The organism is Chenggangzhangella methanolivorans, from assembly GCF_019797865.1.
In the GTDB taxonomy this organism is placed as follows: Bacteria; Pseudomonadota; Alphaproteobacteria; order Rhizobiales; family Methylopilaceae; genus Methylopila; species Methylopila methanolivorans.
Genome location: NZ_CP081869.1, coordinates 1,176,728 through 1,203,018 on the forward strand (window position 1 = coordinate 1,176,728; position 26,291 = coordinate 1,203,018).

Genomic DNA, 26,291 nt, shown 5'->3' on the forward strand with positions numbered 1-26,291 from the left:
GATGACCGAGGCGCGGATCCACACACAGCATCCGGGTCACCCGGCGTGGGTGCGCATCACGCATTGGGTTGGCGCTGCGGCCTTCTTCGCGCTCGTCGTCAGCGGCATCGCGATCCTGTTGGCGCTCCCTCGCCTGTTCTGGGGCGAGACTGGCTCGAACGCATCGCCCGGCTGGATTGTGCTGCCCCTGCCGACCAACACCGAGCAGACAGGCTGGGGCCGGAACCTCCATTTCCTGTCGGCCTGGATTCTGGTGATTGCCGGAGCGGTCTATCTGGTCGCCAGCGTTTTCGGCGGTCGGCTCCGCGGTCGCCTTCTTCCCGAACGAGACCAATTGCGGCCAGGCCACATCCTCTCCGAAGCGCGAGCTCACCTGCGCTTCGGCGGCTCGCGCTTAGAGAACGCGAACGACCGTCGCTACAACGTTCTGCAGAAGCTCGCCTACCTCGCCGTCATCGTCATTCTCGCGCCGCTCATGGTCCTTACGGGGCTGACCATGTCGCCGGGTGTGACAGCGGCCTATCCCGAGCTGTTCTGGATGTTCGGCGGCCGGCAGTCGGCGCGGACGATCCATTTTCTGAGCGCCTGCGTCCTGCTGGCGTTCGTCGTCGTCCATGTCTGGCAGGTCTTGGCCAACGATCCTAAAGCCCTGATCCGCGGAATGCTGACGGGACGAGGAGACCGTCGACCATGACCACCTCGTTCAGCCGCCGTCGGCTCCTCGTCGGCGGTTCGGCGATCGGCGCCGCCGGCCTAGTCGGTGGCTGCGATCTCCTCGAAGGCGGACCGAGTAGAGGCGGCGTCTACGGCCTATCGGACACGCTGACCTTCGCCACCCAGCGTTTTTTTGTTGCGCAACCAGCCGTTGGCGCGACAGTTCGGGCCGGACGCGATCTCGGACGTCTTTCCCACGATCAACACCACCAATCCGGACAGTTCGGACTACCAACGCTCAAAAGCCCAGGGCTTCGCCGACTGGCGCTTGCGCGTCAGCGGGCTGGTCGAGCGGCCGTCGTCTGTGTCGCTTGTCGACTTGCGCGCCATGCCCGCGCGCACCCAGATTACGCTTCACTCCTGCGAGCAGGGCTGGTCGGCGATCGGCGGGTGGACCGGCGTCCAGCTGTCCCATCTTCTGGCGTCAGTCGGCCTGAAGCGCGAAGCCCGCTTCATCGTCGTCCGATCGGTCGATGGCTGGTGGGACAGCTACGATCTTTCGACGCCCTTCACCCACAGACGATCCTCGCCTACGGCATGAACGGACGCGACCTTCCGGTCGCGCATGGCGCCCCAGTCCGGCTTAGGGTCGAGCGGCAGCTGGGCTATAAGTCTTTGAAGTACCTGACAAGCATCGAGGCTGTCGCGGCCGTCGACGGACTCGGAGCGGGCCGCGGAAGCATGCTCTCGGAACTCGGGTTTTCTTGGTACGCTGGGATCTGAAGTCCTTGGATGTCTTTTCGAAGGGTTCGGTCAGCCAGGCGTCGCGGCGAACCCCAGGCCAACCGCCACCGCGGCGATCATCAATCCGATGGCGACCAGCATCAGCGCGCCATCCTTGACTGTCAGGGCGAGGCCGAAGGCCGCGATCGCGGCCATTGGAGCAGCGCTCGCAAATGGCAGCAGTTCGAGAGGCGGCACGGTGAGCGCCAGCAGCGCGCATGCCGTGGCCGCGATGCGAACCGCCGGGCCTTCGGTGAGCCACTCGAGCCGACCATGAAACAACCGGTCCAGTCGATCCGCGATCGGCCTCAGTTTGTCCGTAGAGGCGTCCACTTTCTCCCGTGACACAGACCATTTCTTGACGCGTTCCGGCAGCCACATCTGGTCTCGACCCAAAGTCATCTGGATCGAAAACAGGGCGATAAGCGCGGCCAGCAGCGACGGAACAGCGGGGATCGCTCCAAGCGGCGTCAGCACGAGCAACGCCGGCGCGATCAGGAATGGACCGTAGCCACGCGCGCCGAACGCATCCACGATGGCGCCGAGACTGACGCTCGAGCCGTCGTCAGCGGCGTCGTCGAGGCGATCCAGGATGTCGGCGACTTTTGAAGGAGCGTCTGGCACCTGGATCAACGGGCTGTCACCGCCCCCGTTCCGGGCCAGCGCCGCAAAGGTCGGTCAGTCTTCGCCTTGTAGGCTGTCGAACCATTTCGCGTAGGGCGTGTTGCGCGCGAGATGGCGACCATAGTCCGGCGCGCCATCGGTCCACCACACCGGTCCCCGCTCGCCAAGCGCGCGCTTGGCTGCGTCCACTTCGGCGCGAGCCCCAGCAAGCGTCCGCGTCTCCTTTCGCCGCCCGCACTGCACGCCGCGCCGCCATCAGCGCCGAGACGTGCTCGGCACGATCGGCCTCGGACAATGCTGGATCGCTCTTCCTCCAGAGCCGACCGCGGGCCGAAGTACCGGCCGTCAGGCGTCTGGGTGCTTGTCACTCAGGTGTCTCCCTCCCCGATCCTCGACTTGGAACGATGCCGCTCGCTTGCTTGGAAAAGGCTAACCGAAAAGCGCGAGCGGCCAGTGGGAGGATGAACGCCATGGAAGACCATCGGGTCTGGGAATTCGAGAAGAGCCTGTGGACCGGGGGAGCGGATCGTTATCGTGAGCTCGTCGACGACGAATGCCTGATGGTCCTGCCGAAGCCACCCTTCGTGATGAACGGAACGCAGGCGATTGAGGCCGTCTCCAATACGCCGCGATGGGACAGCGTCGAGCTTTCCAACGGCCAGATCGCGCGACCGCAGGAAGGCCTGATCGTCATCGCTTACGACGCCCATGCCAAAAGTAACGACGAAAGCTACGAGGCTCACTGCACGTCGACGCTGCGTCGCCCTCGACCATGAGGAATGGCGCGTCGTCCAGCACCAGCAGACGCTGCCGCCCAAGCTCGGAAGCATCGAGGATAAGCAGTGAGGGAGCGCATTTTGGACAAGGATGATCGTTCGACCTACGGCACGACGACCGCCAAGCCCGACGCCAAAGCCGGCGTCGAAGTGGGCGGCGGAGAGAAAGCCGCTGCGAAGGACCAGGCTGAAAAGGATAAGCACGACGACGAGCCCGACTCGAAATCAGACAGTCAGCACGAAAAGCGTCCCGAAGGTCCCCACGCTGAACCCAAGAACACCAACTACGAGGCGACGCCGGGAGCCGGCACGCTTCCGGACGCCGGCGATCAAGATGCGACGGGCGGATAGCGAGTGAAGGTGGGCCGCGACCGCGCCGCGTGGCTCCGAAGCTTGACAGCCATTACGCGCGGCTTCCAGCGCTCGTCAGGCAGGGCACTCTTACGCGTGCCAAATTTTGCTTCAGCGAGACGTAGCGCGGACGATCAGCCCCTCGTTTGCTCTCAGCACGATCGCGCCCGCGATCTCCGAGACGTCGCGATCGAGATGGGTCGAAATGACGACTTTGAGCGGTGCTTCGCCGAGTTGAACTATCGAAGGTCCGTCAGAGATATTAAGCGCAACTAGGAAGTCGCGCGCGTCCGGATTGACGCCGCGCCCGTAGGCGAGCACATCGCCGCTTGTATAGATTGAAGACCAGAAGCCGGTTGCAAGCGCTGGCTCCCGGCGGCGGAGCGCGAGCAAGGCGCGTTGCAGCGACAACATCGATCGAGGATCGCTCAGTTCGGCCGCGACGTTGCGCTCGCTCAGGTCGCCGAGCGGAAGCCATGGCGCGCCGTCCGTGAACCCGCCGCCAACCCTACCGTCCCATGGCATCGGCGTGCGGGCCGGGTCACGGCCATTGCCCGGCTCGTTCAGTTCCCACGGGTCCTGAGCCAATTTGTGCGGCACGTGAACGTCCGTCATGCCGAGCTCGTCGCCGTAATAGAGCGTCGGCGTGCCGCGCAGCGTAAGCAGCAGCATGGCGGCGACGCGGGCTTGAGCGACGCCGATCCGGCTCGCCACGCGGCGTTGGTCGTGGTTGCCGAGCACCCAGTTCGGCCAGCCGCCGGGCGGCAGCGCCGCCTCGTAGGATCGGATCAGCGTATCGATCGCGCGCGCGTTCCACGGCGTCAGGATGAGGTGGAAGTTGAACGGCAGGTGCGCGCCGAGAAGGTCGACGCCGTAATAGGTCACGAGCTTCTCGACGGGCAGGTAGATCTCGCCGATCAGCACCCGGTCGTCGAATTCGTCGACCACGGAACGGAGTTCGGCGACCACGTCGTGAACGCCGGGCTGGTCGGCGGAGAACGCCTGAAGGTAACGGCCGATGTCCGGCGCGCCCTCGGCCCAGGCCGGGTTTGGCGGATTGTCGCGGAACGCATCGTCCTTGATGAGGTGCCAGATCACGTCGACGCGGAAGCCGTCGACGCCGCGCGCCATCCAGAACCGCAGCACGTCGGCCATCGCTGCCCGCACGTCCGAGTTCCGCCAGTTGAGATCCGGCTGCTCGGTAAGGAAGGCGTGGTGGTAGTATTGGCCGCTCGCCGCGTCGAGCGTCCAGGCCGGGCCCCCGAAGTTGCTCATCCAGTTGTTGGGTGGGCCGCCCTCCGGCGACGGGTCGCGCCAGATGTACCAGTCGCGCTTCGCCGACGATCGGCCCGATTGGCTTTCGACGAACCAGGGGTGCTGATCCGAAGAGTGGTTCGGCACGAAGTCGAGAATGAGCTTCAGCCCGCGCGCATGAACGTCGGTGATCAGCCGGTCGAAATCCTCAAGCGTCCCGAAGATCGGGTCGATCCCGCGATAGTCGGCGACGTCGTAGCCGAAGTCGGCCATCGGGGATGGGAAAATGGGCGACAGCCAGACGGCGTCGACGCCGAGCGTGACGAGGTGGTCGAGCCGCCGGCGCACGCCCTCGAGATCGCCGATCCCGTCGCCGTTGGTGTCCTGGAACGAGCGCGGATAGATCTGGTAGACGACGCCGCGCTGCCACCAACGATGATCGCTCAAGCCTCGCTCCGCTTCAGGATGTCGTCGAGGCCACCGAGGCGGAACCAACGGTAGCCGTAGCCCTCCAGCACGACGTGGTGACGACCGTCCGGTCCCGGGTCGCTGTGGTTCTCGTCGAGCAAGTTGGAGAGCGTCGCTGGCTCGTCGTCGGTCCCCTCCGCGCGGAACGCCACCTCCTTCGGCTCGACGTCGAAATTGTGCAGGAACACCACGACATTGCCGCGCCATTCGTAGCGCAGCGCGAGGATGGCTGGATCCTTGACCGGCAACACGCGGTATTCGCCCCAGCCGATCTCCGGAACCTCCTGGCGCATGCGGATGATGCGCTCCATCCAGTTGAACACCGATTGCGGGTCGCGACGCTGGTCGGCGACGTTGACGGTCTCGAAGCCGAAGGCGCCGCCCGAGATCGCCGGCAGATAGGTCTTCTCCGCGGTCGAGAAACCGCCGTTCTTGCGGTTGCTCCACTGCATGGGCGTGCGGGCGCAGTAGCGCTCCGGGAGCTTGAGGTCGTCGCCCATGGCGATCTCGTCGCCATATCGCATCACCGGCGTGCCGGGCAGCGTGAACATCAGGCTGTAGGCGAGTTCGAGCCGCCGCCGGTCCGCCTTCAGCATCGGGGCGAGACGACGGCGGATGCCGCGGTCGTAGAGTTGCATCGCCTTTTCGGGCCCGAACTCGTCGAACACTTTTTGGCGCTGCTCGGGCTCCAGCCGTCCAAGGTCGAGTTCGTCGTGGTTGCGCAGGAAGAGGCCCCACTGGGCGGTGGGATAGGCGGTCTTCGTTTCGTTCAGGCCCTTGGCGAGCGGGCCGCTGTCGCCGGAGGCGAGCGCATAGAACAGGCGCTGGTTGACGTGGAAGTTGAACATCATCTGCAGGCGGTCGCCGTCGTCGCCGAAGTATTTCATCGCCTCCTTCGGGACGATGTTGGCCTCGCCGAGGATGATGCTGTCGCCCTTGCGCCACTGCAGGAATTCGCGGAACGAGCGCAGCATCGAGAAGTCGGACGGCGGTTCGAGCCCGACGTCCGGTCCTTTCTCGGCGATCACGAACGGAACCGCGTCCATCCGAAAGCCCGACACGCCGAGCTGGATCCAGAAGCCCATGATCTTCAGGAGCTCCGCCTGCACGAGCGGGCTCGCCGTGTTGAGGTCGGGCTGGAAATCGTAGAAGCGGTGGAAATAGTAGGCCTTGGCGGCCTCGTCATAGGTCCAGGTCGTGGTCTGGACGCCCGGAAACACCATGCCCTTGTCGGCGTTCTTGGGCTTCTTCTTCGACCAGACGTACCAGTCGCGATAGGGCGACTTCGGGTCCGAGCGTGCGGACTTGAACCAGGGGTGCTCGTCGGAGGTGTGGTTGACCACGAGGTCGATCAGCACCCGCATGCCGCGCTGCTTGCAGCCATGGGTGAACTCGACGAAATCGCCGAGCGTCCCGAAGCGTTCGTCGACATTGTAGTAGTCGGAGACGTCGTAGCCGTCGTCGCGGCCGGGCGAGGTCTGGAACGGCATCAGCCAGATCGCTGTGACGCCCAGGCCATGCAGATAATCTAGCCGCCGGGTGAGCCCGCGGAAGTCGCCGACGCCGTCGCCGTCGGAGTCCATGAAGCTCTCGACCGCCACGCAGTAGACGATCGCGTTCTTGTACCAGAGATCGGTGATCAACCGCCGCCTCCCGCTCAGCGCCCTCGATGGGCCGAACGTGGAGCGCGGCCGGACGTTCCTCATCCGGCCGGGCGTATCGCCGCCTGAGTTTTTATCCCGATGCGATCAGAGCAGCTTGTCGATCGTGATCGGCAGCTCGCGAACGCGCTTGCCGGTCGCGTGGAACACCGCGTTCGCGATCGCGGCGGCCGCGCCCACGATGCCGATCTCGCCGAGACCCTTGATGCCTAGCGGATTGGCCTTGTCGTCCTCCTCGACGAAGATGACGTCGATGTTCTGAACGTCGGCGTGGGCCGGCATGTGGTACTCGCCGAGATTGGCGTTCACGACCCGGCCGAGCGTCTTGTCCCACATGGTCTCTTCATGAAGCGCCATGCCCATCCCCATCACCACGCCGCCAAGAATCTGGCTGCGGGCGGTGGCGAGGTTCAGGATCTTGCCGGCAGCGATCGCGCTGACGATGTGGGTCACCCGCACGACGCCAAGCTGCTCGTCGACGCGCACCTCGGCGAACACCGCCGAATGCGTAAAGGCCGCGAACTTCTCCGCGAACTCTTCATCCGGCGCGAACGATCCTTCGGCCTTCACCTCGCCGCCGCCCGAAGCCGCGATCGCATCGGCGTAGGACACCGACCGCTCGCCATCCGAGACCAGCGATATGCGGCCGTTCGAAAACGCGACATGGTCGAGGCTGGCGTTTGCGAGCGGTGAGTCGTCGATGCCGCGCGCGAGCGTCAGCAGCTCTTTCTTCAACTCCGCGCACGCGACCCGAACGGCGTTGCCAGCCGAGGCCGCGCCCCAGGATCCGCCCTCGGGCGGCGCCATCGGCAGGTCGGTGTCGCCGACTTCCGTGGTGACGTCCTCGATGTCGAGATCGAAGGCGTCCGCGGCGATCTGCGCGAGGATCGTGTAGGTTCCGGTGCCGATGTCTGCCGTGCCGCACGCGACCTTGAGCTTGCCGTCGGCGGAGAGCGTGGCGCACGCGGAATGCGGCATCATCATCGCCTCCCAGCAGCCGGTCGCCATGCCGAGGCCGACAAGCTCCTTGCCGTCCCGCATCGAACGCGGCTCGGGTGAGCGGTTAGACCAGCCGAACCGCTCTGCGCCCTTTTCGTAGGCCGCCTTCAGCTCCTTGGACGAGAACGGCTTGTCGTCGTTCTGGTCCTTCTCGGCGTAGTTCTTCAGCCTTAGCTCGAGCGGATTCATGCCGAGCCGGTAGGACATCTCGTCCATCGCGACCTCGAGCGCGTAGAGGCCGAGCGCGGCGCCCGGCGCGCGCATGTCGGACGGCGTCGAGACGTCGATCTTGGCGAGCTCGTATTTCAGGGTGACGTTCGGGCAGGCGTAGAGCAGGCCCGACCAGTTCACAGTCGGCTCCTGATAGTCCTCGTAGCGCGACGTCGCCTGGATGGCGTGATGTGCGATCGACGTCAGCGTTCCGTCGTCCTGCGCTGACAGCGAGACCGTCTGCAGCGTGTCGGGGCGCCAGCCCATCGTGTACATCTGGCCGCGGGTCAGCACGAGCCGGACCGATCGCTCGTGCTTCAATGCCGCCATGGTCGCGAGCAGCAGGTCGTAATGCGGCCGGAGCGCCATGCCGAAGGCCCCGCCCACGAAGGGCGAGGTCACCCGCACCTTGTCCGGATCGAGGCCTAGTACCGCGCAGATGTACATCTTCGGGTTGTTCACCCCTTGGGTCTTGGTGTGTATCGTCAGCGCGCCGTCGCCTTCCCAGACGACGGTCGTCGCCATCAGCTCCATGGGATTGTGATGCTCGGGCGCGACCCGGTAGCTCTCGCTCAGCTTGATGTCAGAACCCTTGAAAGTCGCTTCGGCGTCGCCGCGCGGGGGCGGCGGCGGCGGAATGCCGTCACGGGGCTCGAACGTGTCGTAGGCCTCGTGGCGCGCCTCCGCGACGTCGACCGTCGGCCTCTTGGCCTCGTAGGTCGCGGTCACGAGCGAGGCCGCGTGGCGCGCGTTTTCGTGGGTGTCGGCGACGACCAGAGCGATCGCCTGGCCGCTGTAGAAGATGCGGTCGTTGTAAAGCGGGCGGAACGGGCTGCCGGGCACCGCCACCATGTCATTGAGATAGGGCTTGTCGCTATCCGGCAGCTCCGGGCGGTTCTCATGCGTCAGGATGTCGATGACGCCGGGCGCGCCCTTCGCGGTCGACAGATCGATGCTGACGATGCGGCCCTTGGCGATCGTCGACGGCACGGCCGCGGCGTAGACCATGCCGTCGGCGAAGAACTCGGCGGCGTATTTCGCGCGGCCCGTCACTTTAAGCGCGCCGTCCACGCGCGGGTGAGCGCGGCCGACATAGGGATGGACGTTCGACATGGGCTGACGTCCCTTCAGTTGACGATCTTGTTGGACTGGACCTGCGGCGTCCCGGCGGCGGCCTGGGACAGCGCGCGGACGACGGCGCGGCGGGCGAGCTCGATCTTGAAGTCGTTCTCGCCATGGCCGACCGCGCCCTTCAGCAGGCGGTCGGCCGCCTCCTCGAATGCGCCGGAGGACGGCAGCTTGCCCTTCAGCAACGCCTCGGCCTCGGGAACGCGCCAAGGCTTGTGCGCGACGCCGCCGAGCGCGATGCGCGCCTCGCTGACCACGTCGCCGTCGAGCTCGATGGCGGCCGCGACCGAGACCAGCGCAAAGGCGTAGGACAGCCGGTCGCGAAGCTTGAGATAGGTATGGTTCTGGCCAAAGCGTGGGGCCGGCAGTTCGACCGCCGTAACCATCTCGCCGTGGGCGAGCGTGTTGTCTTTTTCCGGCGTATCGCCGGGCAGGCGATGGAAGTCCTCGAACGCGATTACCCGGGCGCCGTCCGGCCCCTCGACATGGACCGTCGCGCCGAGCGCCGCGAGCGCGACGCACATGTCGGACGGATGGGTGGCGATGCAGGCGTCGCTCGCGCCGAGGATCGCATGGATGCGGTTGACGCCTGTCTTGGCAGGGCAGCCCGAACCCGGCTCGCGTTTGTTGCAGGGAACGCCAGCGTCGTAAAAATAGTAGCAGCGCGTGCGCTGAAGCAGGTTCCCCCCGGTGGTGGCGGCGTTCCTGAGCTGGGCGGAGGCGCCGGCCAGAATGGCGCTCGCGAGCAGCGGATAGTCCCGCTCGATCCGCGCGTCATAGGCGAGGTCCGAATTCGGCACGAGCGCGCCGATCTTCAGGCCGCCGTCGGCGGTCTGCTCGATAGCTTTGAGCGGCAGCCGCGTGATGTCGACGAGACGCCCCGGGCGCTCGACATCGTACTTCATCAGGTCGACGAGATTGGTGCCGCCCGCGATGAAACGCGCCTGCGGATCGCCCGCCACCGCCTGAATGGCGTCGCCGACGGTGGTGGCGCGGGTGTAGCTGAAGTTCATCATTCCGCGGCCTCCAGCTTGGGCGTCTTCAGCGTCGGGGCCTCACGCGCGCTCCGCACCTCTTCGATCGCTTCGACGATATTGGTGTAGGCGCCGCAGCGGCAGAGATTGCCGCTCATCAGCTCGCGGATTTCCTCCGGTCCATGGGCGTGGCCCTCGTCCAGCATCCCGACCGCCGAACAGATCTGGCCCGGCGTGCAGTAGCCGCACTGGAAGGCGTCATGCGCCACGAAGGCGGCCTGCAGCGGATGCAGCTCTTCGGGCCTTCCGAGGCCCTCGATCGTCGTGATCTCGCGACCGTCGTTCATGACGGCGAGCTGCAGGCAGGAATTCACTCGCCTGCCGTCGACCAGCACCGTGCAGGCGCCGCACTGGCCCTGGTCACATCCCTTCTTCGAGCCGGTGAGATGCAGCCGCTCGCGGAGCACGTCGAGCAGCGTCGCCGAGGGCGGGATCTCGACGGAATGGGTCTCGCCGTTCACCGACAAGGTGACGGCGACGGGCTCCGAAGCGGAGCGCGCGTCTTGCGCCAAGGGACATCTCCCAAAACTGGTTGTCACGCCCTCCATCGAGTGCGCGAAGCGTCTTGGGATCAGAACAATTCAAAACCGGGGACGTTCCCGCTCCACGATAATCGCGGTGTGAGAAAAGATCGCCTCGATGGGCGCAGACGGCTTGCGGATCTCGACCCGCACACGTTGCGCGATCCGGAACTTCACAAACACCGCCGCCGCGACCGCGTTGGCCGCCGCCTCGACCAGCTTGTAGCGGCGCTCGGTGAAGGCCTTCGTGACGGTCTCGACGAGGTCCGCCCAGTCGATCGTGCCGTCGGCGTCGTCGCGTTCCTCCGCGACCGACAAGTCCGCTCCGATCTCGACGTCGATGAAAAAGCGCTGTCCGAGCTCCGCCTCGGCGTCGAACAGCCCGTGACGGGCGAAGATCGACAGGTCCTTCAGCACCACTTTGTCCACGCGACGACTCCTCGTTGTTTTTAGGTCCAACGCGCGGGCGGGGAAATCGATCATGGCGCGCGCCCCGCTGGCGCCGCGGATCCAGCGCGCCAGTTGCACCGGTCAGGCCATCTCGGCCCTTGGAACGCACACCCGCATGCGCAAGAACCGCGTTCACCGATGACCGCCCGTACCGCGGCGCGCATGCGCGAGATCGAAAAGGGCTTCCTGGTCGGGCTTGGTCGCGCCGCCGGCGGCTCGATCGTGTTTGCCCTGCCCGTCTTAATGACCATGGAGATGTGGTCGCTCGGCGCGAGCATGGACCGCCCACGGCTGGCGCTTCTGCTCGTCGCGATCGTGCCGCTGCTCGTCGGGCTGTCGCACTACATCGGCTTCGAGGAGACCGAGACCTGGGTCGACGACCTGCGCGACGCTTTCGTGGCGATCGCGGTCGGCTTCGTCACCTCTGCGATCGTTCTGTCGCTGTTCGGGCTTATCGGGCCGCACCTCTCCTTCGACGAGGTCTTGGGCGCGATCGTCATCCAGACCGTGCCGGCGAGTTTCGGGGCCGTGATCGCGCAAGGGCAGCTGGGGCAGTCGGACGAGGCCGACGACAGCCGCAACAAGCAGGCGGGCTATGGCGGATCGCTGCTCTTCGTCGCGAGCGGGGCCGTGTTCCTGTCGTTCAACATCGCGCCCACCGAGGAGATCGACTTCATCTCGGCCTCGATGACGCCGTGGCACGCGATCGCGCTCGTCCTCGTCTCGATCGCGATGATGCACGCGATCGTCTACTCGGTCGGGTTCGAAGGACAGAGCGCGACGAGGCCCGACGACTACAGCTTCTGGAGCGTCTTCGTTCGCAACAGCCTGCCGGGCTACGCCATCGCGCTGCTGGTCTCGGCCGCGATGCTCTGGATCTTCGGACGTCTCGACGATCTTGGCGCGTCGGCGGCGCTTCGCCTGGTCATCGTGCTCGGCTTCCCGGCCGCGATGGGCGCGGCGTTCGCTCGGCTCATCGTGGGAGGACAGAGCTGATGGCCGCCAAGCAGCCTGCGCGGCGCGAGGTGGGCCGCCTCGAATGGATCGTGGGCGCGCTCGGCGCGGCGATCGTGGTCGCGGTGCTCGGCGTGCTGACCCACGAGGCGCTGACCTATCACGAAGGCGCGCCCGTGCTCGTTGTGAAGGTGCTCGACGTCACCCCGACCGAAGGCGGCTATGTCGTCCGATTCATGACCGAGAACCGCGGGCCCTCGACCGCCGCAGAGGTCGTGGTGGCCGCGACGCTGACAGATGGCGACCGGGTGATCGAACGCGCCGAGACGACGCTCGACTACATCGCGCGGAAGTCTGATCGGGGCGCTGGCGTCATCCTGAAGCGCGACCCGGCGTCGGCCACGCTGGAGATCGCGGCGACGTCGTACCGGAAGCCCTGAGCTTCATTCCCCGGGCGGCAGCGAGGCGTAGTAAGCGGCGACCGCCTTGATGTCGGCTTCCGTCATCCCGAACGCGATCTTGCGCATGATCCCGGAGAAGGGTCCGCCGCCGCGGCTGTCATGCTCTTTCTCCCAGAGCGTGAGCTGGGTTTCGAGATAGGACGCGTGTTGGCCGGCGAGCTTCGGGTAAGCCGGGTTCGGCGTCTCGCGACCGGGCCCGTGGCATGACGAGCAGGCGGGCGTGCCGGTGTCGCGAAGGCCTTCGCGCGCGATCTTCTCGCCCCGCGCGACCAGCGCCGGATCGAGCGGCTTCGCGCCTTCGACCGGTTTGCGCGGCTGGGCGGCATAGTGCTCGGCGAGCGCGGCGATGTCGGAGTATGGCAACCGCGCCGCCGCCGTCTCCATGACGCCGCTGTAGCGCTTGTTCAGCGCATAGGCCGCGAGCGTGTCGTAAATGTAGTCCTCGCTCTGGCCGGCGATGACCGGGAAGGCGTCGCCGTCGCGTCCCATGCCGTCGCGGCCGTGGCAGCGGGCGCAGTCGGCCAGAACATCCTCGCGAAGGCCGCGTCCCTGCGCGCGATGCGCCAGCGCCGTGAGACCGCCGACCGCTCCGTCGTTCTCCTGTCCCATGGCGAGACGGCGATAAGTCTCGTCGGACATCCCGGAAGCTTGAGCAAGAACGCGACCACCGCCCAGACCTCGTCCTCGCGCTCCTCGGCCGAAACCCAGGCGGGCATGCCGGCGTATTTCACCCCGTTCTTCACGATCCAGAACAGGTGTTTCGGCTCCCAGGTCGGGACCTTGGCGTCGAGGTCCGGCGCGGTCGGGACCATCTCGCGGATGACCGGGTTCCGCGGCCGCCCCGGCGCGCCGTGACAGCTCGCACAGCCACTCGCGTAGTGCCCGCGCCGCGGGCGATCAGCGCCGGATCATCGAGGTTCCTCGGCGTCTCGACCGCGATCGAATGCGTCTTGACCGAGTTGATCATGACGTAGTGCAGGAACCAGTCGGTGATCGGCCAGTGGCCGCTCGTCGCCGCGACGCTGAAGAGGCCAGACCAGCCGAACGCCAGCACGCCACCCGCAACCGCGACGGCCGCGAGCGCGACGCGCAACGGCGTGACGAAGAAATCGATACGCCACTTCATCGGCCGGTCCCCGCATCGGCGGCCGGACCTTCCCGCAGCAGCCGGGCGGCAAGCGCAAGCCCGCCTGCGAGATAGACGCCGCCGCCGACCAGCAGCATGACGATCCCGCCGACATGCTGCTGATGGAGGGCGTCGGCCGAGCCGCCATGATGGGCGGCATAAAGCGGGATCGTCGTGGTCGAGAGCAGCACGCCGAGCAGCGTCATGTGGATCGAGGTCAGCAGCATGCCGACCGTCCCCTGCGCGGCGCCTGGCCTCGAGCCGCCATGGCCAAGGCAGGCGATCCAGAGCCAGAGGCCTGCGACAAGGAACGAGGCTTGTTCGGCCGCGAAGGCGAAGCCGTTCGAGCGGGCAAGATCGTGCGCGGCCGGCGCGTGCCAGCCCCAGACCACCACGAGTTCGACGAGCGAGACCGGCACGGCGGCGAACAGTGTTGGGCGATGCAGCGACGGGTCAGATTTTGAGCCGACGAGCCCGAGCGCCAGCAGCGGCGCTGCGATGGCGACGACCGTCATGTGGCTCGTCATGTGGGCTGCGAAGCCGTGGCCGAAGACGGTCGCCGGTAGCGGCGACCACGCCAGAGCAAGGGCCGCTCCGCCGAGGACCGTGAACGCGCCGCGGTTCACCGGCAGTCCCCGATGAACACCGCCGGCAGCGCCACGAAGATCACGCCGATGAACGACAGGCCGCAGAGCAGGATGGTGGCGAAGCCTAGGAACTGCTGGCGGTCGTCGAGGGTGGCGTCGTCGTAAGGCGGCTCGGCGTCCCCGTCGCCCCAGTGCCGCCAAGCCTGCCGGCTCGACCAGGCGATGGCGACCATCGCGACGATCGTCGCTCCTGCGATGATGATCCGCGCCAGCGTCACGTCAGGCCATTCGGGGCCCAAGAACACGCGCGCGTTCGTCATCGCCTTGGCGCAATGGATCGAGGCCGCGATGTAGCAGACGAGGAAATGAAACGCCCAGATGGTCGGGGCGGTGATCAGCGTGATCAGGTTGGCGCGCGTCGAGGCGATCATCGGACCGCCAGCGGAAACAGCGCCAGCACCGCGACCGTGACGGTCATCGTGACGAGCGCGAAGTGCCAGTAGAGCACGACATTGTGGATGTCGATGTCATGGGCCGCCGTCAGCTTCGAGGCGGCCGAGCGGGCGAGGCAGTAGAGCGTCATGATCACACCGACGCCCAAGTGCACCGCGGTCCAGATCGCGATGACCCATACGGTCGCAGGGTATACATGGGAGGTCGGGTCGAGCCCTGTCTCGTGCGGCCCCCAGAGCAGCGCCGCGCCGCCCGCGACCGCGAGCACTGCCGAACCCATCAGCCAGAACCTTAAGTTTCCCGGCCTGTCGGCGGCGTTCGCCCTGCGCGCAAGCAGCATCGCGCCCCATGAGGCCAGCACCAGCATCAGCGCGACCGCGGGCCAGAACTGTCCGGGCCCGGCGCCTGCCGTCGGCGGGAAGGCGGTCGAATGGATCGTCCAGTAGAAGAAGTAGCCGAACAGCAGGCTGGCGAAGGCCGCCATGTCTCCGATCATGGTGATGAACATCGCCCACCAGCCGACCGAGTCCGGACCCGACACGTAAAGCGGAAGTTTCAGGCCGAGCCCGACGTCCTTCTCGGCCTTCTCCGGGATCACCGCAGTGCCGCGCCAGAGCCAGATCAGAATCGAGATCAGCGCCGCGATCGAGAACAGAATGGTGAGGGTCCAGGCGTAGAAGGTCGCGGCGATGAAGGCGCCGCCGGTCAGGAACGCCGCCCCCATGGTCATGAAGGTGTTTCCCGGCACGCGCAGGCACTGGATCGGCCGGGCGTCGAGCACCGAGGTGATCAGCGTCTCGCGTTTCCCTTCCTCGGCGTCGGGCAGGTAGAAGCGGCCCTCGTCGTAGTCGCGCACGAAATTCGGCTGCTGCCAGAGCGGGTATCGCGTGGTGACGACAGGAACGGTCCGCACGCCCCAGTCCTTGCCGGGGTTCTCGGAGAGCCATTCGAGCGTGCCCGCGTTCCACGGATTGCGCTCGGCGTAGGGCTCCTTGCCCTTCGGCCGCAGCACGTCCCAGGTCACGACCAGCACGCCCGCCGCGAACACGAAGGCCCCGACGGTCGAGACCATGTTGAGCGTGTCGAAGCCGAGGCCTTCGGTATAGGTGAAGACGCGACGGCATGCCGCGCAGACCCGTAATGTGCATCGGCAGGAACGTGACATTGAAGCCGACGAACATCAGCCAGAAGCCCCACTTGCCGAGGCGGTCCGACAGCTTCCGGTCCATGGCGAAGGGGTAGAAGTAGTAGAGCCCGGCGATCAGCGGGAAGAACATGCCGCCGATTAGCGTGTAGTGCAGGTGCGCCACCACGAAATAGGTGTCGTGCGCCTGCCAGTCGAAGGGCGCGAGCGCCACCATCACGCCCGTCAGCCCGCCGAACGTGAAGATGCCGAGCGCCCCGATCGCGAACAGCATCGGGGTCGAGTAGACGACCCGGCCGGCGAGAAGCGTCGCGAGGAACACGAAGATCTGCACGCCGGTCGGGATCGCGACGGCTTCCGATGCCGCAGAGAAGAACGCGAGCGAGATTGAAGGCAGGCCCGTCGTGAACATGTGGTGGACCCACAGGCCGAACGACAGGAAGCCGGTGCCGACCGCGGCCAGCACGATCCACGAATAGCCGAGGATCGGACGCTGCGCGAAGGTCGGGATGATCATCGCAAGCAGCGCGATCGCCGGCAGGAACACGATGTAGACCTCCGGATGGCCGAAGATCCAGAACAGGTGCTGCCAGAGCAGCGGGTCGCCGCCGCGCTTGGGGTCGAAGAACGGCCAGTCGAACATCCGCTCGAGCTCGAACAGGATGTCGCCCGCGATCAGCGGCGGGAACGCGAACAGGATCATGCCGGCGACGACCAACACGTACCAGGCGTAGAGCGGCATCATGTTGATGCGCATGCCGGGCGGCCGGCACTTTAGGGTGCCGACGATGAGCTCGACGGCGGCGGCGATCGACGCGACTTCGATGAAGGACAGCCCCAAGAGCCAGACGTCGGCCCCGATCCCGGTCTGCTTCTCATCCGTCGTGAGCGGCGGATACATGAACCAGCCGCCGTCGGGCGCGGCGTTGAAGAAGATCGAGCCGCAGACGAAGACGCCGCCGAGCAGGAACGACCAGTAGCCGAAGGCGGAAAGCCGCGGGAACGGCAGGTCCCGCGCGCCCAGCATTTCCGGCAGGATGATGATCGCCACGCCTCGAAGATCGGGACGGCGAACAGGAACATCATCGCCGTGCCATGCAGCGTGAAGACCTGATTGTAGAAGGTGGCCGAGAGGAAGTCGTTCCCCGGCACGGCAAGCTGCGTGCGGATCATCAGCCCAAGCACGCCGGCGAACAGGAAGAAGGCGAGCGCGGTCGCGGTGTACCAGAGCCCGACCTCAGAATTGTTGACCGCCGACCAGTAGCGGAGGCCGGACGGGGTCTCCCACACCTTCTCGAGCCGGGCTTCCTGGGCCTTACGGAGTTCCGGATCGTCCTGCGGGGATGGGGCGCGGGCGGCTTCGGTCATTTCAGGCTCCCGAGCCAGTTCGCGATCTCGAGCGCATCCTCGTTCGACAGCGCGCTATAGGCCGGCATCTTGGAACGGGGTTTGAGCGTGTCGGTCTCGCGGATGAAGCGGGCGACGTTCTTGGGCGTGTTCGGCAGAAGTCCTGCCCCGACCGTCAGGCGGTCTCCGAAGCGCGTGAGTTCGGGTCCGACCTCGCCCTTGGCGTCCGTGCCGCTCACCTGGTGGCACGCCCCGCAGCCGTGTCGCGTGAAGAGGTCCTGGCCCTTGGCGCTCGGCGGCGGCGCGGACTGCGCCTTCAGCCACGCCTCGAAGGCGGGCTTCTCCATCACGCGGACGTCGAAGGCCATCAGCGCATGGCTCGCGCCGCAGAATTCGGTGCAGGCCCCGCGATAGACGCCGGGCTTTTCAGCCTTCAGCACCAGTCGGTTCACGCGGCCGGGGATCATGTCGACCTTGCCGCCGAGCGCCGGAATCCAGAACGCGTGGATGACGTCCGGGCTCGTCAGCGCGAACTCGACACGCTCGCCGACCGGGATCCGGATTTCGTTGGCGCTCGCGACCGCCGCGCCGTCCTTCGGGCGATAGGTCACGCGCCACCAGAACTGCTCTCCCGAAACATCGATGCGCAGGCCTTCGCCAGGCTCTCGCAGCTTGGGCATCAGGCCAAGGCCGTAGACCAGCAGTCCCGCCAAGACGACGGTCGGAAACGCCACCCCGCCCCAGAGGATCACGCGGTGGCCGACCGCATCGTCGTAAGGCCCCGACTTGAACCGAGACGCGTAGACCGCGACGCCGATCACGGCTGTCCACACCACCGCGGCGCCGATCAGCATCACCCAAAACAGGGTCGCGACCTCGCGGGCCTCGTGGCCAGCCGGGTCGAGCGCCGATTGGACGCCGGCGCAGGCCGAAAGGCCTACGCCGAGCGTCACGATCGCGCCGGTGCGAATTAGGAGAGTGCGGATTCCGCCGGACCCCGGTTCGAAGTGTTGGTCCAACCTATGGCGACGGGCGACGCCGGCAAAGACTTGGATACCTTCAAAACTGGTGATCACGCGGGTGTGAGAGAAGCCCTCGCGGCGCGGCTGTCGCTAGTCGATCGCGCGCAACGTCACGGGGATCGATTTCGCGGCCGGCACCTTCGAGCCTTTGGCGTGGTGCCAGAGCGGGATAAGCGGGTTGCACTCGGGATAGTAAGCCCCGACGCAGCCTTCCGGGATGTCGTAGTCCACGATCCGGAAGCCAGAGACTTCGCGCTCGAAATCATCCGCCACCGTGCGCATCGCGACCGTCTGGCCGTCCTTCAGCGACAGCCGGGCGATGTCGTTCCGGTTCATGAACACGATCATCCGCGTGCCGTCGACGCCGCGGAAGCGGTCGTCATAGCCGTAGATCGTAGTGTTGAACTGGTCGTTCGAGCGCAGAGTGATCAGTCGAAACGCATCCGGCTGCGGCGCCGGCATGTCTGGGTCTTCATCGAGGCTTTTCGGGAAGATGAAGTTGGCCTTGCCCGTCTCTGTGTTCCATTCGCGCTCCCGCGCCGTAATCGGTTTGGGGAAGCCGCCGGCCGTGTCGATGCGGGCGTTGAAGCCCGGAAACACTTTTGGATAGGTCGCCTCGATCGCGTCGCGAACGCGCGCGTAGTCGGCGGTCCAGCCGTCCCAGTCGATCGCGGGGTTTTCCGCAAGCGTCGCCTTGGCGATGCCGGCCACGATCGCGGGCTCCGACATCAGCGTTTCGGCGCAGGGCTCCGCGAAGCCGCGGCTGGCGTGGAAGTGCGAGGTCGAGTCCTCGACCGAGACCATCTGCGGGACGCCCGCCTGCCGGTCGATCTCGATGCGGCCGAGGCACGGCAGCAGATAGGCCGCCCGGCCGTGCACCACATGGCTGCGGTTGAGCTTGGTAGCGATCTGGACCGAGAGCTTCAGCTTGCGCCAGCCCTGTTCCATCAGCCCGGTCTCGGGCACGGCGCGCAGGAAGTTTCCGCCGAGCGAGAGGAAGGCCTCGACCTCGCCGCCGATGATCGCCTTGCAGGCGTCGACGGTCGCCATGCCGTCCTCGCGCGGCGGTTCGAAGCCATAGAGCTCCTTCAGCTTGTCGAGCGGCGCGAGCTTCACCTTCTCGGTGATGCCGACCGTGCGCTGGCCTTGCACATTCGAGTGCCCACGCACCGGGCAGATGCCGGCGCCGGGGCGGCCGATATTGCCCTTCATCAGCAGCAGGTTCATCAGCATCTGGACGTTCTCGACGCCGGTCCGGTGCTGGGTCATGCCCATGCCGTAGACACCGATCGCGGCGGTGGAGGTGGCGTAGACGGCGGCCGCCGCCTCCATCGCGTCCCGCGTCAGCCCGGAATGGCGCTCGAGTTCAGACCAGTCCCTGGCGCGGCAGGCTTGAGCGAACGCCTCGTAGCCGTGGCAGTGCTCGGCGATGAAGCCGTGGTCGATGACTTTGGCGGACGGCGCCGCCGCGTCGTCGAGCGCGATCAGCGCCTTGCACATCCCAAACAGTGTCCCGAGGTCGCCGCCGGCCTTGAGCTGATGATATTGCGTCGAGATCCGGGTCTCGGCGCCGGTCAGCATTTCGGTCGGAGCTTGCGGGTTGGTGAAGCGTTCGAGCCCGCGTTCTTTCAGCGGGTTGAACGTGATGATCGGCACGCCGCGTTTGGCCGCCTCCTGCAGCGGATGCAGCATTCGGGGCGCGTTCGACCCGACGTTCTGGCCGAAGAAGAAGATCAGGTCCGCGCGGTCGAAATCCTCGAGGAACACGGTGCCGACCGGCACGCCGATGCTCTCGGGCAGCGCGACCGAGGTGCTCTCGTGGCACATGTTGGACGAGTCCGGCAGGCTGTTGGTGCCGTAGGCCCGCGCCAGCAGCTGATACATATAGGAGGTTTCGAGCGAGGCTCGGCCGGAGGCGTAGAACACCGACCGCTTCGGCTCGGTGCCCTTCAGCGTCGCGCCGATCTCTTCGAACGCCGTCTCCCAGGCGATCGGCTCGTATGTGTCCGTCGCGCTGTTGAACTTCAGCGGCTCGGTCAGCCGGCCCTGATCCTCGAGGTCGAAATCCGTCCCAGCCTTCGAGCTCGGTCAGCGTGTGGCGCGCGAAGAACTCCGCCCCGACCGTCTTCGAGGTCAGCTCCCAGGCGGTCGCCTTGGCCCCATTCTCGCAGAACTCAAACACATGCGGGTTGCGGGGCTTCGACCACGCGCAGCTGACGCAGGCGAAGCCGCCCGGCTTGTTCTGCTTCCAGAGCGCCGCCGCGCCCCTGACCGGTGCCCCGTGGTGCGCGAGCGCATGAGCGACGGACTTCGCCGAGCCCCAGCCGCCGGCCGGACCGTCATAGCTCTCGATGTGGGTGTCACGCGCCATACTGTCGGCTCCTCGACATGGCTGGCGTCGGTCACTGTCTGACCGGCGCCGCTACGTGCAACGGCTGCCAGAGAGCAGCGTTCCTTGGCACGAGGTGTGGCTGAACGCCGTTCGAGCTCGCACCGTTAAGCTACGGAGACAACGCCCTGAAACTCGCCACCTTCAACGTCAATGGCGTCAACGGCCGGCTTCAGGTCCTGCTCGATTGGCTGGATCAGGCGAAGCCCGACGCGGTATGTCTTCAGGAGCTGAAAGCGCCCCAGGCGAAGTTCCCCGAGGCCGCGATCCGAGACGCCGGCTATGGCGCGATCTGGCACGGCCAGAGCAGGTGGAACGGGGTTGCTATCCTCGCGCGCGGCGCCGATCCGGTGGAGACGCGGCGCAGGCTACCCGGGGGATCGAAGGACGAGCAAAGCCGCTACATCGAGGCGGCGGTGAACGGCGTGCTGATCGGCTGCCTCTACATGCCAAACGGCAACCCGACGCCGGGTCCAAAGTTTCGACTACAAGCTCGAATGGTTTGACCGCCTCACGCGGCATGCGTCGGAGTTGCTAGCTGCAGACGTGCCCGCGGCGCTGATCGGCGACTTCAACGTTATGCCGACCGACCTTGACGTCTACAAGCCGGAGCGGTGGCTCGACGACGCGCTGTTTCGGCCGGAAGTCCGCGAGGCTTTCCACGGCCTTGTCGCCCAGGGTTGGACTGATGCTCTTCGCAAGCTCCATCCCGACGAGCGCATCTACACGTTTTGGGACTACTTCCGAAACGCTTGGGGCCGGGACGCGGGGCTGCGCATCGATCACTTGCTCTTGAGCCCATGGCTCGCTCCGCGGCTGAAGCGCGCCGGCGTCGACCGTGAGGTTCGCGGATGGCCGAAAGCAAGCGACCACGCGCCAGTGTGGGTGGAGATGACGAACGCCGCGCCGAAGCCTCGCAAGGCCAGGACGGATGGGGGCAAGAGCAATGGCTGACCAGGCTCATGATCTCGAGCGCTTTGTAGCGGCGCAACATGGCGGCGTGTTCGATCAGGCTCTGCGCGAGCTTCAAGCCGGCCGCAAGACGAGCCATTGGATGTGGTTCGTGTTTCCGCAGCTTCGTGGGCTCGGGATCTCGTCGACCGCTCAATTCTATGGCCTTTCGTCGCTCGACGAAGCCCGCGCCTATCTCGCGCATCCAATTCTCGGAGATCGGCTAAGAGAGTGCGTCGACGCGGTCCTCGGCCTGAATGGGCGGACGGTCCATGAGATTTTTGGCGCGCCGGACGACATGAAATTTTGCTCGTCGATGACGCTCTTCGAACTCACCTCGGACGGCGCAGCAGCAAGCTTCAGCCAAGCTATCGATACGTTCTGCAATGGGCGCCGCGATCCGCGGACGCTTGAGCTTGTCGGCCGGTCCAGTTCGTCGACCGGCGCTGATTGAAACGAAGCCGGGGCCGTCAAACGAAATCCGGGTCGCGTCCTTGGCTTCGATCGAGTTGGCGCATGATCGGCGTGACCGTCAGGCCGTGCATCAGGATCGAGACTAAGATAACGAGGCCAACAATTGCCCATAGCCTCTCGGCGCCTTCGACGGTCATGTGGTTCAGGCCGAAGGCCAGGTAATAGATCGATCCCACGCCTCGAATGCCGAAGAACGCGAGCGTCAACCGCTCCTTCCAGTTGGCCTCGTGTCCAATCAATCCAACAAGGCCAGCGATCGGCCGAACGATGAGAAGCACGGCGAAGGCCGCAACAACGTCGACCCATTGGAGCGGAGCCAGGAGGCCGCTGACGAGCGCGCCACCGAACAGTAGCAGCAGCGCCATCATGGTGATGCGCTCGATCTGCTCGGCGAGCTCATGCATGCCGACCTGAAACTCATGGTCGCGGTGGGCGTGCCGGAACGTCAGCGCCGTCACGAAGACGGCGAGGAAGCCGTAGCAGTGGATGATTTCGGTGAGGCCGTAGGAAACGAAGGTCGCCGACAGCGCGATCAAGCCGTCGCCGGTCTTGGCGAGCTTGGTTTTGGCTGGCACATGGAACGTCAGCCATCCAAACGCCCGGCCGATCAAATAGCCGGCCGCGATCCCGACGACGATCTCCCAGACAACATTGATCGCGATCCATTCTGCCAGCCACGCCTTTCCGGTCGCCGCCGACGCGGCGAGCGCGATCGCCAGATGCACGAAGGGGAACGCGAAACCGTCGTTGAGACCAGCCTCGGCGGTTAGCCCGAACCGGACCTCGTCCTCGTCCTCAGTTCGCGGCGGACCGACCTGAACGTCGGACGCGAGAACAGGATCGGTCGGAGCGAGCACTGAGCCGAGCAGTAAGGCGACCGTCCAGGACAGGCCGAGCAGCCACCCGCCGATAGCGGTGATCGCCGCGATGCTGAGCGGCATCGCTATGACGATGAGCCGAAGGGCGACAGACCAGCGACGGATTCCGAAGACACGATCGATCCGAAGCCCAGCGCCCATCAGCGCGATGATGACGACGAACTCCGCAAGCCGCTCTGTGAGCTCGGGATAACGCAGCGGCAGCGGTTTGAACGTGACCTGCGGGAGGGCGAAGAACGCCGCTCCGATCGCGATGCAGACGATCGGTAACGAAAGCGGAAGCCGTCGTAGAGCCAGCGGCAGCCAAACCACCAGAGCGATAAGCAATCCAGCGCCTGTCAGCCCGAGAATGTAGGCGTCCGGCAGCCAATCTTGCGGCAGGTTCATCGGTCAGATTGAGGGGAGAGACCGGTCATGTCTGTCTGGCGGTACGTGCCGGGTTCGATCCCAAGCCGTCTTGCCTGAGCTCGGATGTCGTCTCCGCTCGCGACGATCCTGTGGTCGAGGTCCGGCATCTCCGCTTTCAGCAGGCCAAGAGCCTCAGTCTCATCCAATGCCAGGACAATCCAGCGGGTGATCTTGTCGCCATCGCCAGCTCGACGCGTGTCGTGGGTTTCAATGATGAACCCATCATTGGTGGTCAGGCTCATTCGCCGTTCTCTGGCTTTGGCGCCTGGGCCTGCTTGTCCCTGACCTGTTCAGCCGCGATTAGCGCTGCCTCACGCGACGGGAAAGTTTCGACAGACGGCGCGCTGCCGAGCTTGTAGGACCAGCGGCCCGGTTCGAACTCGAAGATCTCAACATCCATCGTCGGCTCCTCTTTTGAAGGCAACGGGCGGAGGGATCGAAGGTTCAGCACAGCGAGTGGTGTTGAGGCGCCGGCGTTAGATAAAGACGCCTACGTCTGCTAAGGCGAAAAACATAGGCCAATCAGGCCGAACCGATCCTCCCTTATCCGCGTTGCGCACCCGTTGATTTGGCGGCCCGTCGGCCGTCTGTGCTCTTGCAGGCTCCATGAACCGCCACGACGTCGACCTCACGAACTGCGACCGCGAGCCTATCCATCTCCTCGGCGCTATTCAGCCCATCGGCTTTCTCCTCGCGCTCACCCTCGACTGGATCGTCGCGCGCGCCTCGACGAATGTCGGCGAGTTCCTGGGTGAGATGGACGAGAGCCTCATCGGCCGGCCGCTCGACGAGATCTTCCTCCCAGAAGCGATCCACAGTCTCCGAAACCGGCTGACGACGCTCCGCGGCCCAAACGCCGTCGACAAGGTCTTCGACCTGAAGTTGTCGGATAGGGCCGGACCGTTCGATGTCGGCATCCACTTGTCTTGCGGGCAGATCGTGATCGAGGCGCAGCCGGCGGCCGAACGGCATGGCGATACGACCAGCCTCGTCCGTGCCATGGTGTCCCGTCTGGAGCTCGTGACGAACGCGTCGGCGTTCTACACTGAAGGCGCCCGCCAGGTTCGCGCGCTCACCGGGTTCGACCGCGTGATGGTCTACCGGTTCGCTGAGAACGGTTCGGGCGAGGTCGTTGCGGAGACCTCCAAGCCTGGGATCGGGTCGTTCAAGGGCCTGCACTATCCGGCGAGCGACATCCCGGTCCAGGCGCGCGAGCTCTACAAGCGGAACCTGCTTCGGGTCATTTCCGATGTCGACACGGTCCCAGTGCCGATCCACCCGGGGCGAGACGAAAAGGGCAAGGTTCTCGATCTGTCGCTGTCGATCCTACGGTCGGTTTCGCCGATCCACATCGAGTACCTGAAGAACATGGGGGTCTGCGCCTCCATGTCGATTTCGATCATCGTCGATGGCGAGCTCTGGGGGCTTTTCGCCTGCCACCACTATTCGCCGAAATTGCCAAGCTTCGAGGTGCGGTCGGTCTGCGAGCTGTTCGCCCAGATGTACTCGATGCGCCTCGAAGGTCGCGAGCGCAAGGAAGTGCTCGACTACGAGCGGCAAGCCCGGGACGTGTCCGACCAGCTCCTCGGCGCCGTCGCCACGAATGAGATGCTGCTGAAGGATCCGGAGTGGCTCGCGGGTATCCTCACGCACGTCATCCCGGCCGAGGGCGTGGGCGTCTGGATCAACGGCAGCTACGCGTTTTCAGGCGTTACTCCGTCCACCGAGGAGTTCACCCGCATCGTCCGGACGCTAAACGTCACTGCTGCGGGCCGAGTGTTCGCTACCGATGAGATCGCCTCGCTCATGCCCGGCGCAGAGGAGTTCGCGGATCGCTCAGCTGGCATGCTCGCGATCCCGATCTCCCGGGCGCCGCGCGACTACGTCATCCTGTTCCGCGAGGAGATGGTCCGGTCGGTGCGCTGGGCCGGCGACCCACACAAGCCGGTCAGCTTCGGCCCGAACGGTCCGCGATTGACGCCCCGCGAGAGCTTCGCCGAATGGCAGCAGCTTGTGAAAGGACACAGCAGACCTTTTACCCCTCCTGAGATCCGCGTGGCCGAGACGCTCCGGGCGACGCTGATTGAGGTCGTGCTTCGGCTCGCGGGCGAGGCCAGCGCCGAGCGCGACCGCGCGAGCCGCAAACAAGAAGTGCTCATCGCCGAGCTCAACCATCGGGTCCGCAACATCCTCGGCGTGATCCGCGGGCTGATACGCCAGGCCAAGCCGCCCTCCGACAAGATCGAGGACTTCGTCAGCTTGGTGGATGGTCGCATCCATGCGCTGGCGCGAGCTCACAACCAGATCACCGACGATCACTGGGGACCGGCCCCAATCCGCGCCCTGATCGACGCCGAAGCGCAGGCATTCCTGGACGCTGAGGACAATGGCGTCCACGTCACAGGCGAGCCCGTGATGCTGAACCCGCAGGCCTACTCGACGATGGCGCTCGTGGTGCACGAGCTCGTCACGAACTCGACCAAGTACGGCAGCCTGTCGGCTGGCGGCCATGTCGATGTATCCTGGAATCGCACCGAGGACGGCGGCCTGCAGTTCGACTGGCTGGAGCGCGGTGGCCCACCGGTCGAGCCTCCGACCCGAAAGGGATTTGGCACGACGATCATCGGCCGCTCCGTTCCTTATGACCTCGGCGGCAAGGCTGAGATCGACTACGCCTCAGACGGAGTGAAGGCGACTTTCTTGATCCCAGCCCGCCATGTCTCCGACACGGCAGGTCCGCAGCCACCGATCATCATTAAGGCTGCGCGGCACTCGCCAATGCACTCATCAAACACGCCTACGGAGTTCCTCAAGGGGCACAAAGCGCTGCTCGTCGAGGACAGCCTGATCATTGCGCTCGACGCTGAAGACATTCTCAGGCGGTTGGGGGCCGAGGTCATGACAGCGTCGGCGGTCGAAAGCGCTCTCGACCTGATCGACGCCGATCAGCCGACCATCGCCGTCCTCGACATCAATCTTGGCGACCAGACCAGCTTCACTGTGGCCGACCGCCTTCGCCAGCTCAACGTCCCATTCGTGTTCGCAACAGGTTATGGCGAGCAGGCCGTACTGCCGGAGGACCATAAAAGCCGCACCGTGATCCAGAAGCCCTACACGATCGAGGGCATCGCGCGGGTCCTCGAGGAACTCATTGTCTGAAGGCGGAACAGCCATGAACGTGACC

At 65.7% G+C, this 26,291-nt stretch carries 21 protein-coding genes and 6 pseudogenes; 9 read left to right on the plus strand and 18 right to left on the minus strand.

Translation table 11 applies throughout. The features are described from left to right. Position 1: 1 nt before the first annotated feature. Complete coding sequence (locus tag K6K41_RS06290; RefSeq protein WP_261404349.1) at positions 2-694, plus strand: cytochrome b/b6 domain-containing protein; 693 nt, start codon at positions 2-4, stop codon at positions 692-694. Further along, positions 691-1,437, plus strand: a pseudogene (locus tag K6K41_RS06295) (molybdopterin-dependent oxidoreductase). The gene K6K41_RS06290 and the pseudogene K6K41_RS06295 overlap by 4 nt, the downstream one beginning before the upstream one ends. Positions 1,438-1,467: 30 nt before the next feature. On the opposite strand, the gene K6K41_RS06300 reads toward K6K41_RS06295, so the two are convergent. Together K6K41_RS06300 and K6K41_RS06305 are read right to left on the minus strand one after the other, a co-directional pair. After that, positions 1,468-2,061 carry an exopolysaccharide biosynthesis protein gene (locus tag K6K41_RS06300; RefSeq protein ID WP_261405662.1) on the minus strand — a complete coding sequence of 198 codons (594 nt, stop codon included), beginning with the start codon at positions 2,059-2,061 and terminating at the stop codon, positions 1,468-1,470. Between the two features lie 54 nt (positions 2,062-2,115). Beyond that, a pseudogene (locus tag K6K41_RS06305) lies at positions 2,116-2,429 on the minus strand (hypothetical protein). 102 nt (positions 2,430-2,531) lie between these two features. Between K6K41_RS06305 and K6K41_RS06310 the strand changes: the two are divergent. Continuing rightward, positions 2,532-2,837, plus strand: a complete 306-nt coding sequence (locus tag K6K41_RS06310; RefSeq protein WP_261404350.1) for a DUF4440 domain-containing protein — start codon at positions 2,532-2,534, stop codon at positions 2,835-2,837. A gap of 81 nt (positions 2,838-2,918) precedes the next feature. Then, positions 2,919-3,188: a hypothetical protein gene (locus K6K41_RS06315; RefSeq protein ID WP_261404351.1), complete on the plus strand. Its 270-nt coding sequence runs from the start codon at positions 2,919-2,921 to the stop codon at positions 3,186-3,188. Between the two features lie 111 nt (positions 3,189-3,299). Here K6K41_RS06315 and K6K41_RS06320 read toward each other — a convergent pair whose 3' ends face one another. The 6 genes from K6K41_RS06320 to folB form a co-directional block, all read right to left on the minus strand. Continuing rightward, positions 3,300-4,889, minus strand: coding sequence for an alpha-amylase family glycosyl hydrolase (locus K6K41_RS06320; RefSeq protein ID WP_261404352.1), 1,590 nt, complete (start codon positions 4,887-4,889; stop codon positions 3,300-3,302). After that, complete coding sequence (locus K6K41_RS06325) at positions 4,886-6,553, minus strand: alpha-amylase family protein (protein WP_261404353.1); 1,668 nt, start codon at positions 6,551-6,553, stop codon at positions 4,886-4,888. Before K6K41_RS06325 ends, K6K41_RS06320 begins: the two co-directional genes overlap by 4 nt. Before the next feature lie 105 nt (positions 6,554-6,658). After that, positions 6,659-8,893 carry a xanthine dehydrogenase family protein molybdopterin-binding subunit gene (locus K6K41_RS06330; RefSeq protein WP_261404354.1) on the minus strand — a complete coding sequence of 745 codons (2,235 nt, stop codon included), beginning with the start codon at positions 8,891-8,893 and terminating at the stop codon, positions 6,659-6,661. A 14-nt stretch (positions 8,894-8,907) separates the two neighbouring features. Continuing rightward, positions 8,908-9,924, minus strand: a complete 1,017-nt coding sequence (locus K6K41_RS06335) for an FAD binding domain-containing protein (RefSeq protein ID WP_261404355.1) — start codon at positions 9,922-9,924, stop codon at positions 8,908-8,910. Continuing rightward, entirely contained in the window at positions 9,921-10,454 is a 534-nt protein-coding gene (locus K6K41_RS06340; RefSeq protein WP_261404356.1) for a (2Fe-2S)-binding protein, read from the minus strand. The genes K6K41_RS06335 and K6K41_RS06340 overlap by 4 nt, the downstream gene beginning before the upstream one ends. A 69-nt stretch (positions 10,455-10,523) precedes the next feature. Next, on the minus strand, positions 10,524-10,991 hold the full coding sequence (gene folB / locus K6K41_RS06345; protein WP_261404357.1) for a dihydroneopterin aldolase: 468 nt from the start codon (positions 10,989-10,991) through the stop codon (positions 10,524-10,526). Positions 10,992-11,051: 60 nt separating this feature from the next. Here folB and K6K41_RS06350 point away from each other — a divergent pair, with 60 nt between their 5' ends. Together K6K41_RS06350 and K6K41_RS06355 are read left to right on the plus strand one after the other, a co-directional pair. Continuing rightward, positions 11,052-11,909, plus strand: a complete 858-nt coding sequence (locus tag K6K41_RS06350; protein ID WP_261404358.1) for a TIGR02587 family membrane protein — start codon at positions 11,052-11,054, stop codon at positions 11,907-11,909. Beyond that, positions 11,909-12,307 carry a TIGR02588 family protein gene (locus K6K41_RS06355; protein ID WP_261404359.1) on the plus strand — a complete coding sequence of 133 codons (399 nt, stop codon included), beginning with the start codon at positions 11,909-11,911 and terminating at the stop codon, positions 12,305-12,307. The genes K6K41_RS06350 and K6K41_RS06355 overlap by 1 nt, the downstream gene beginning before the upstream one ends. A gap of 3 nt (positions 12,308-12,310) precedes the next feature. On the opposite strand, the gene K6K41_RS06360 is transcribed toward K6K41_RS06355, so the two are convergent. The 7 genes and pseudogenes from K6K41_RS06360 to K6K41_RS06390 all read right to left on the minus strand — a co-directional run bounded on the left by K6K41_RS06360 (position 12,311) and on the right by K6K41_RS06390 (position 20,378). Continuing rightward, the gene (locus tag K6K41_RS06360) at positions 12,311-12,967 is read right to left on the minus strand and encodes a c-type cytochrome (RefSeq protein WP_261404360.1); all 657 of its coding nucleotides are present in this window, start codon (positions 12,965-12,967) and stop codon (positions 12,311-12,313) included. Between the two features lie 65 nt (positions 12,968-13,032). Further along, positions 13,033-13,155 (minus strand): annotated as a pseudogene (locus K6K41_RS06365) (c-type cytochrome); the annotation flags it as partial. A 295-nt stretch (positions 13,156-13,450) separates the two neighbouring features. After that, positions 13,451-14,080, minus strand: coding sequence for a cytochrome c oxidase assembly protein (locus tag K6K41_RS06370; protein ID WP_261404361.1), 630 nt, complete (start codon positions 14,078-14,080; stop codon positions 13,451-13,453). Beyond that, positions 14,077-14,472 (minus strand): hypothetical protein, encoded by a 396-nt coding sequence (locus tag K6K41_RS06375; RefSeq protein WP_261404362.1) that lies wholly within the window; start codon positions 14,470-14,472, stop codon positions 14,077-14,079. Before K6K41_RS06375 ends, K6K41_RS06370 begins: the two co-directional genes overlap by 4 nt. Beyond that, positions 14,469-17,006: pseudogene (gene ctaD / locus K6K41_RS06380) on the minus strand (cytochrome c oxidase subunit I). The gene K6K41_RS06375 and the pseudogene ctaD overlap by 4 nt, the downstream one beginning before the upstream one ends. Next, positions 17,003-17,938, minus strand: coding sequence for a cytochrome c oxidase subunit II (gene coxB, locus K6K41_RS06385; RefSeq protein ID WP_261404363.1), 936 nt, complete (start codon positions 17,936-17,938; stop codon positions 17,003-17,005). Before coxB ends, ctaD begins: the two are co-directional and overlap by 4 nt. A gap of 159 nt (positions 17,939-18,097) precedes the next feature. Then, positions 18,098-20,378 (minus strand): annotated as a pseudogene (locus K6K41_RS06390) (FdhF/YdeP family oxidoreductase). A gap of 146 nt (positions 20,379-20,524) precedes the next feature. Between K6K41_RS06390 and xth the strand changes: the two are divergent. Both xth and K6K41_RS06400 read left to right on the plus strand, forming a co-directional pair. Beyond that, positions 20,525-21,350 (plus strand): annotated as a pseudogene (gene xth / locus K6K41_RS06395) (exodeoxyribonuclease III). After that, on the plus strand, positions 21,343-21,801 hold the full coding sequence (locus K6K41_RS06400) for a DUF1810 domain-containing protein (protein ID WP_261404364.1): 459 nt from the start codon (positions 21,343-21,345) through the stop codon (positions 21,799-21,801). Before xth ends, K6K41_RS06400 begins: the two are co-directional and overlap by 8 nt. 16 nt (positions 21,802-21,817) lie before the next feature. Here K6K41_RS06400 and K6K41_RS06405 read toward each other — a convergent pair whose 3' ends face one another. Genes K6K41_RS06405 through K6K41_RS06415 form a run of 3 tightly spaced genes read right to left on the minus strand, consistent with a single transcriptional unit; the run spans position 21,818 to position 23,507 of the window. Beyond that, the gene (locus K6K41_RS06405; RefSeq protein WP_261404365.1) at positions 21,818-23,086 is read right to left on the minus strand and encodes a cation:proton antiporter; all 1,269 of its coding nucleotides are present in this window, start codon (positions 23,084-23,086) and stop codon (positions 21,818-21,820) included. After that, positions 23,083-23,349, minus strand: coding sequence for a hypothetical protein (locus tag K6K41_RS06410; RefSeq protein WP_261404366.1), 267 nt, complete (start codon positions 23,347-23,349; stop codon positions 23,083-23,085). Before K6K41_RS06410 ends, K6K41_RS06405 begins: the two co-directional genes overlap by 4 nt. After that, positions 23,346-23,507, minus strand: coding sequence for a hypothetical protein (locus tag K6K41_RS06415; RefSeq protein WP_261404367.1), 162 nt, complete (start codon positions 23,505-23,507; stop codon positions 23,346-23,348). Before K6K41_RS06415 ends, K6K41_RS06410 begins: the two co-directional genes overlap by 4 nt. A gap of 206 nt (positions 23,508-23,713) precedes the next feature. Between K6K41_RS06415 and K6K41_RS06420 the strand changes: the two genes are divergently transcribed. Continuing rightward, the gene (locus K6K41_RS06420) at positions 23,714-26,266 is read left to right on the plus strand and encodes an HWE histidine kinase domain-containing protein (RefSeq protein ID WP_261404368.1); all 2,553 of its coding nucleotides are present in this window, start codon (positions 23,714-23,716) and stop codon (positions 26,264-26,266) included. Positions 26,267-26,291 lie beyond the last annotated feature (25 nt).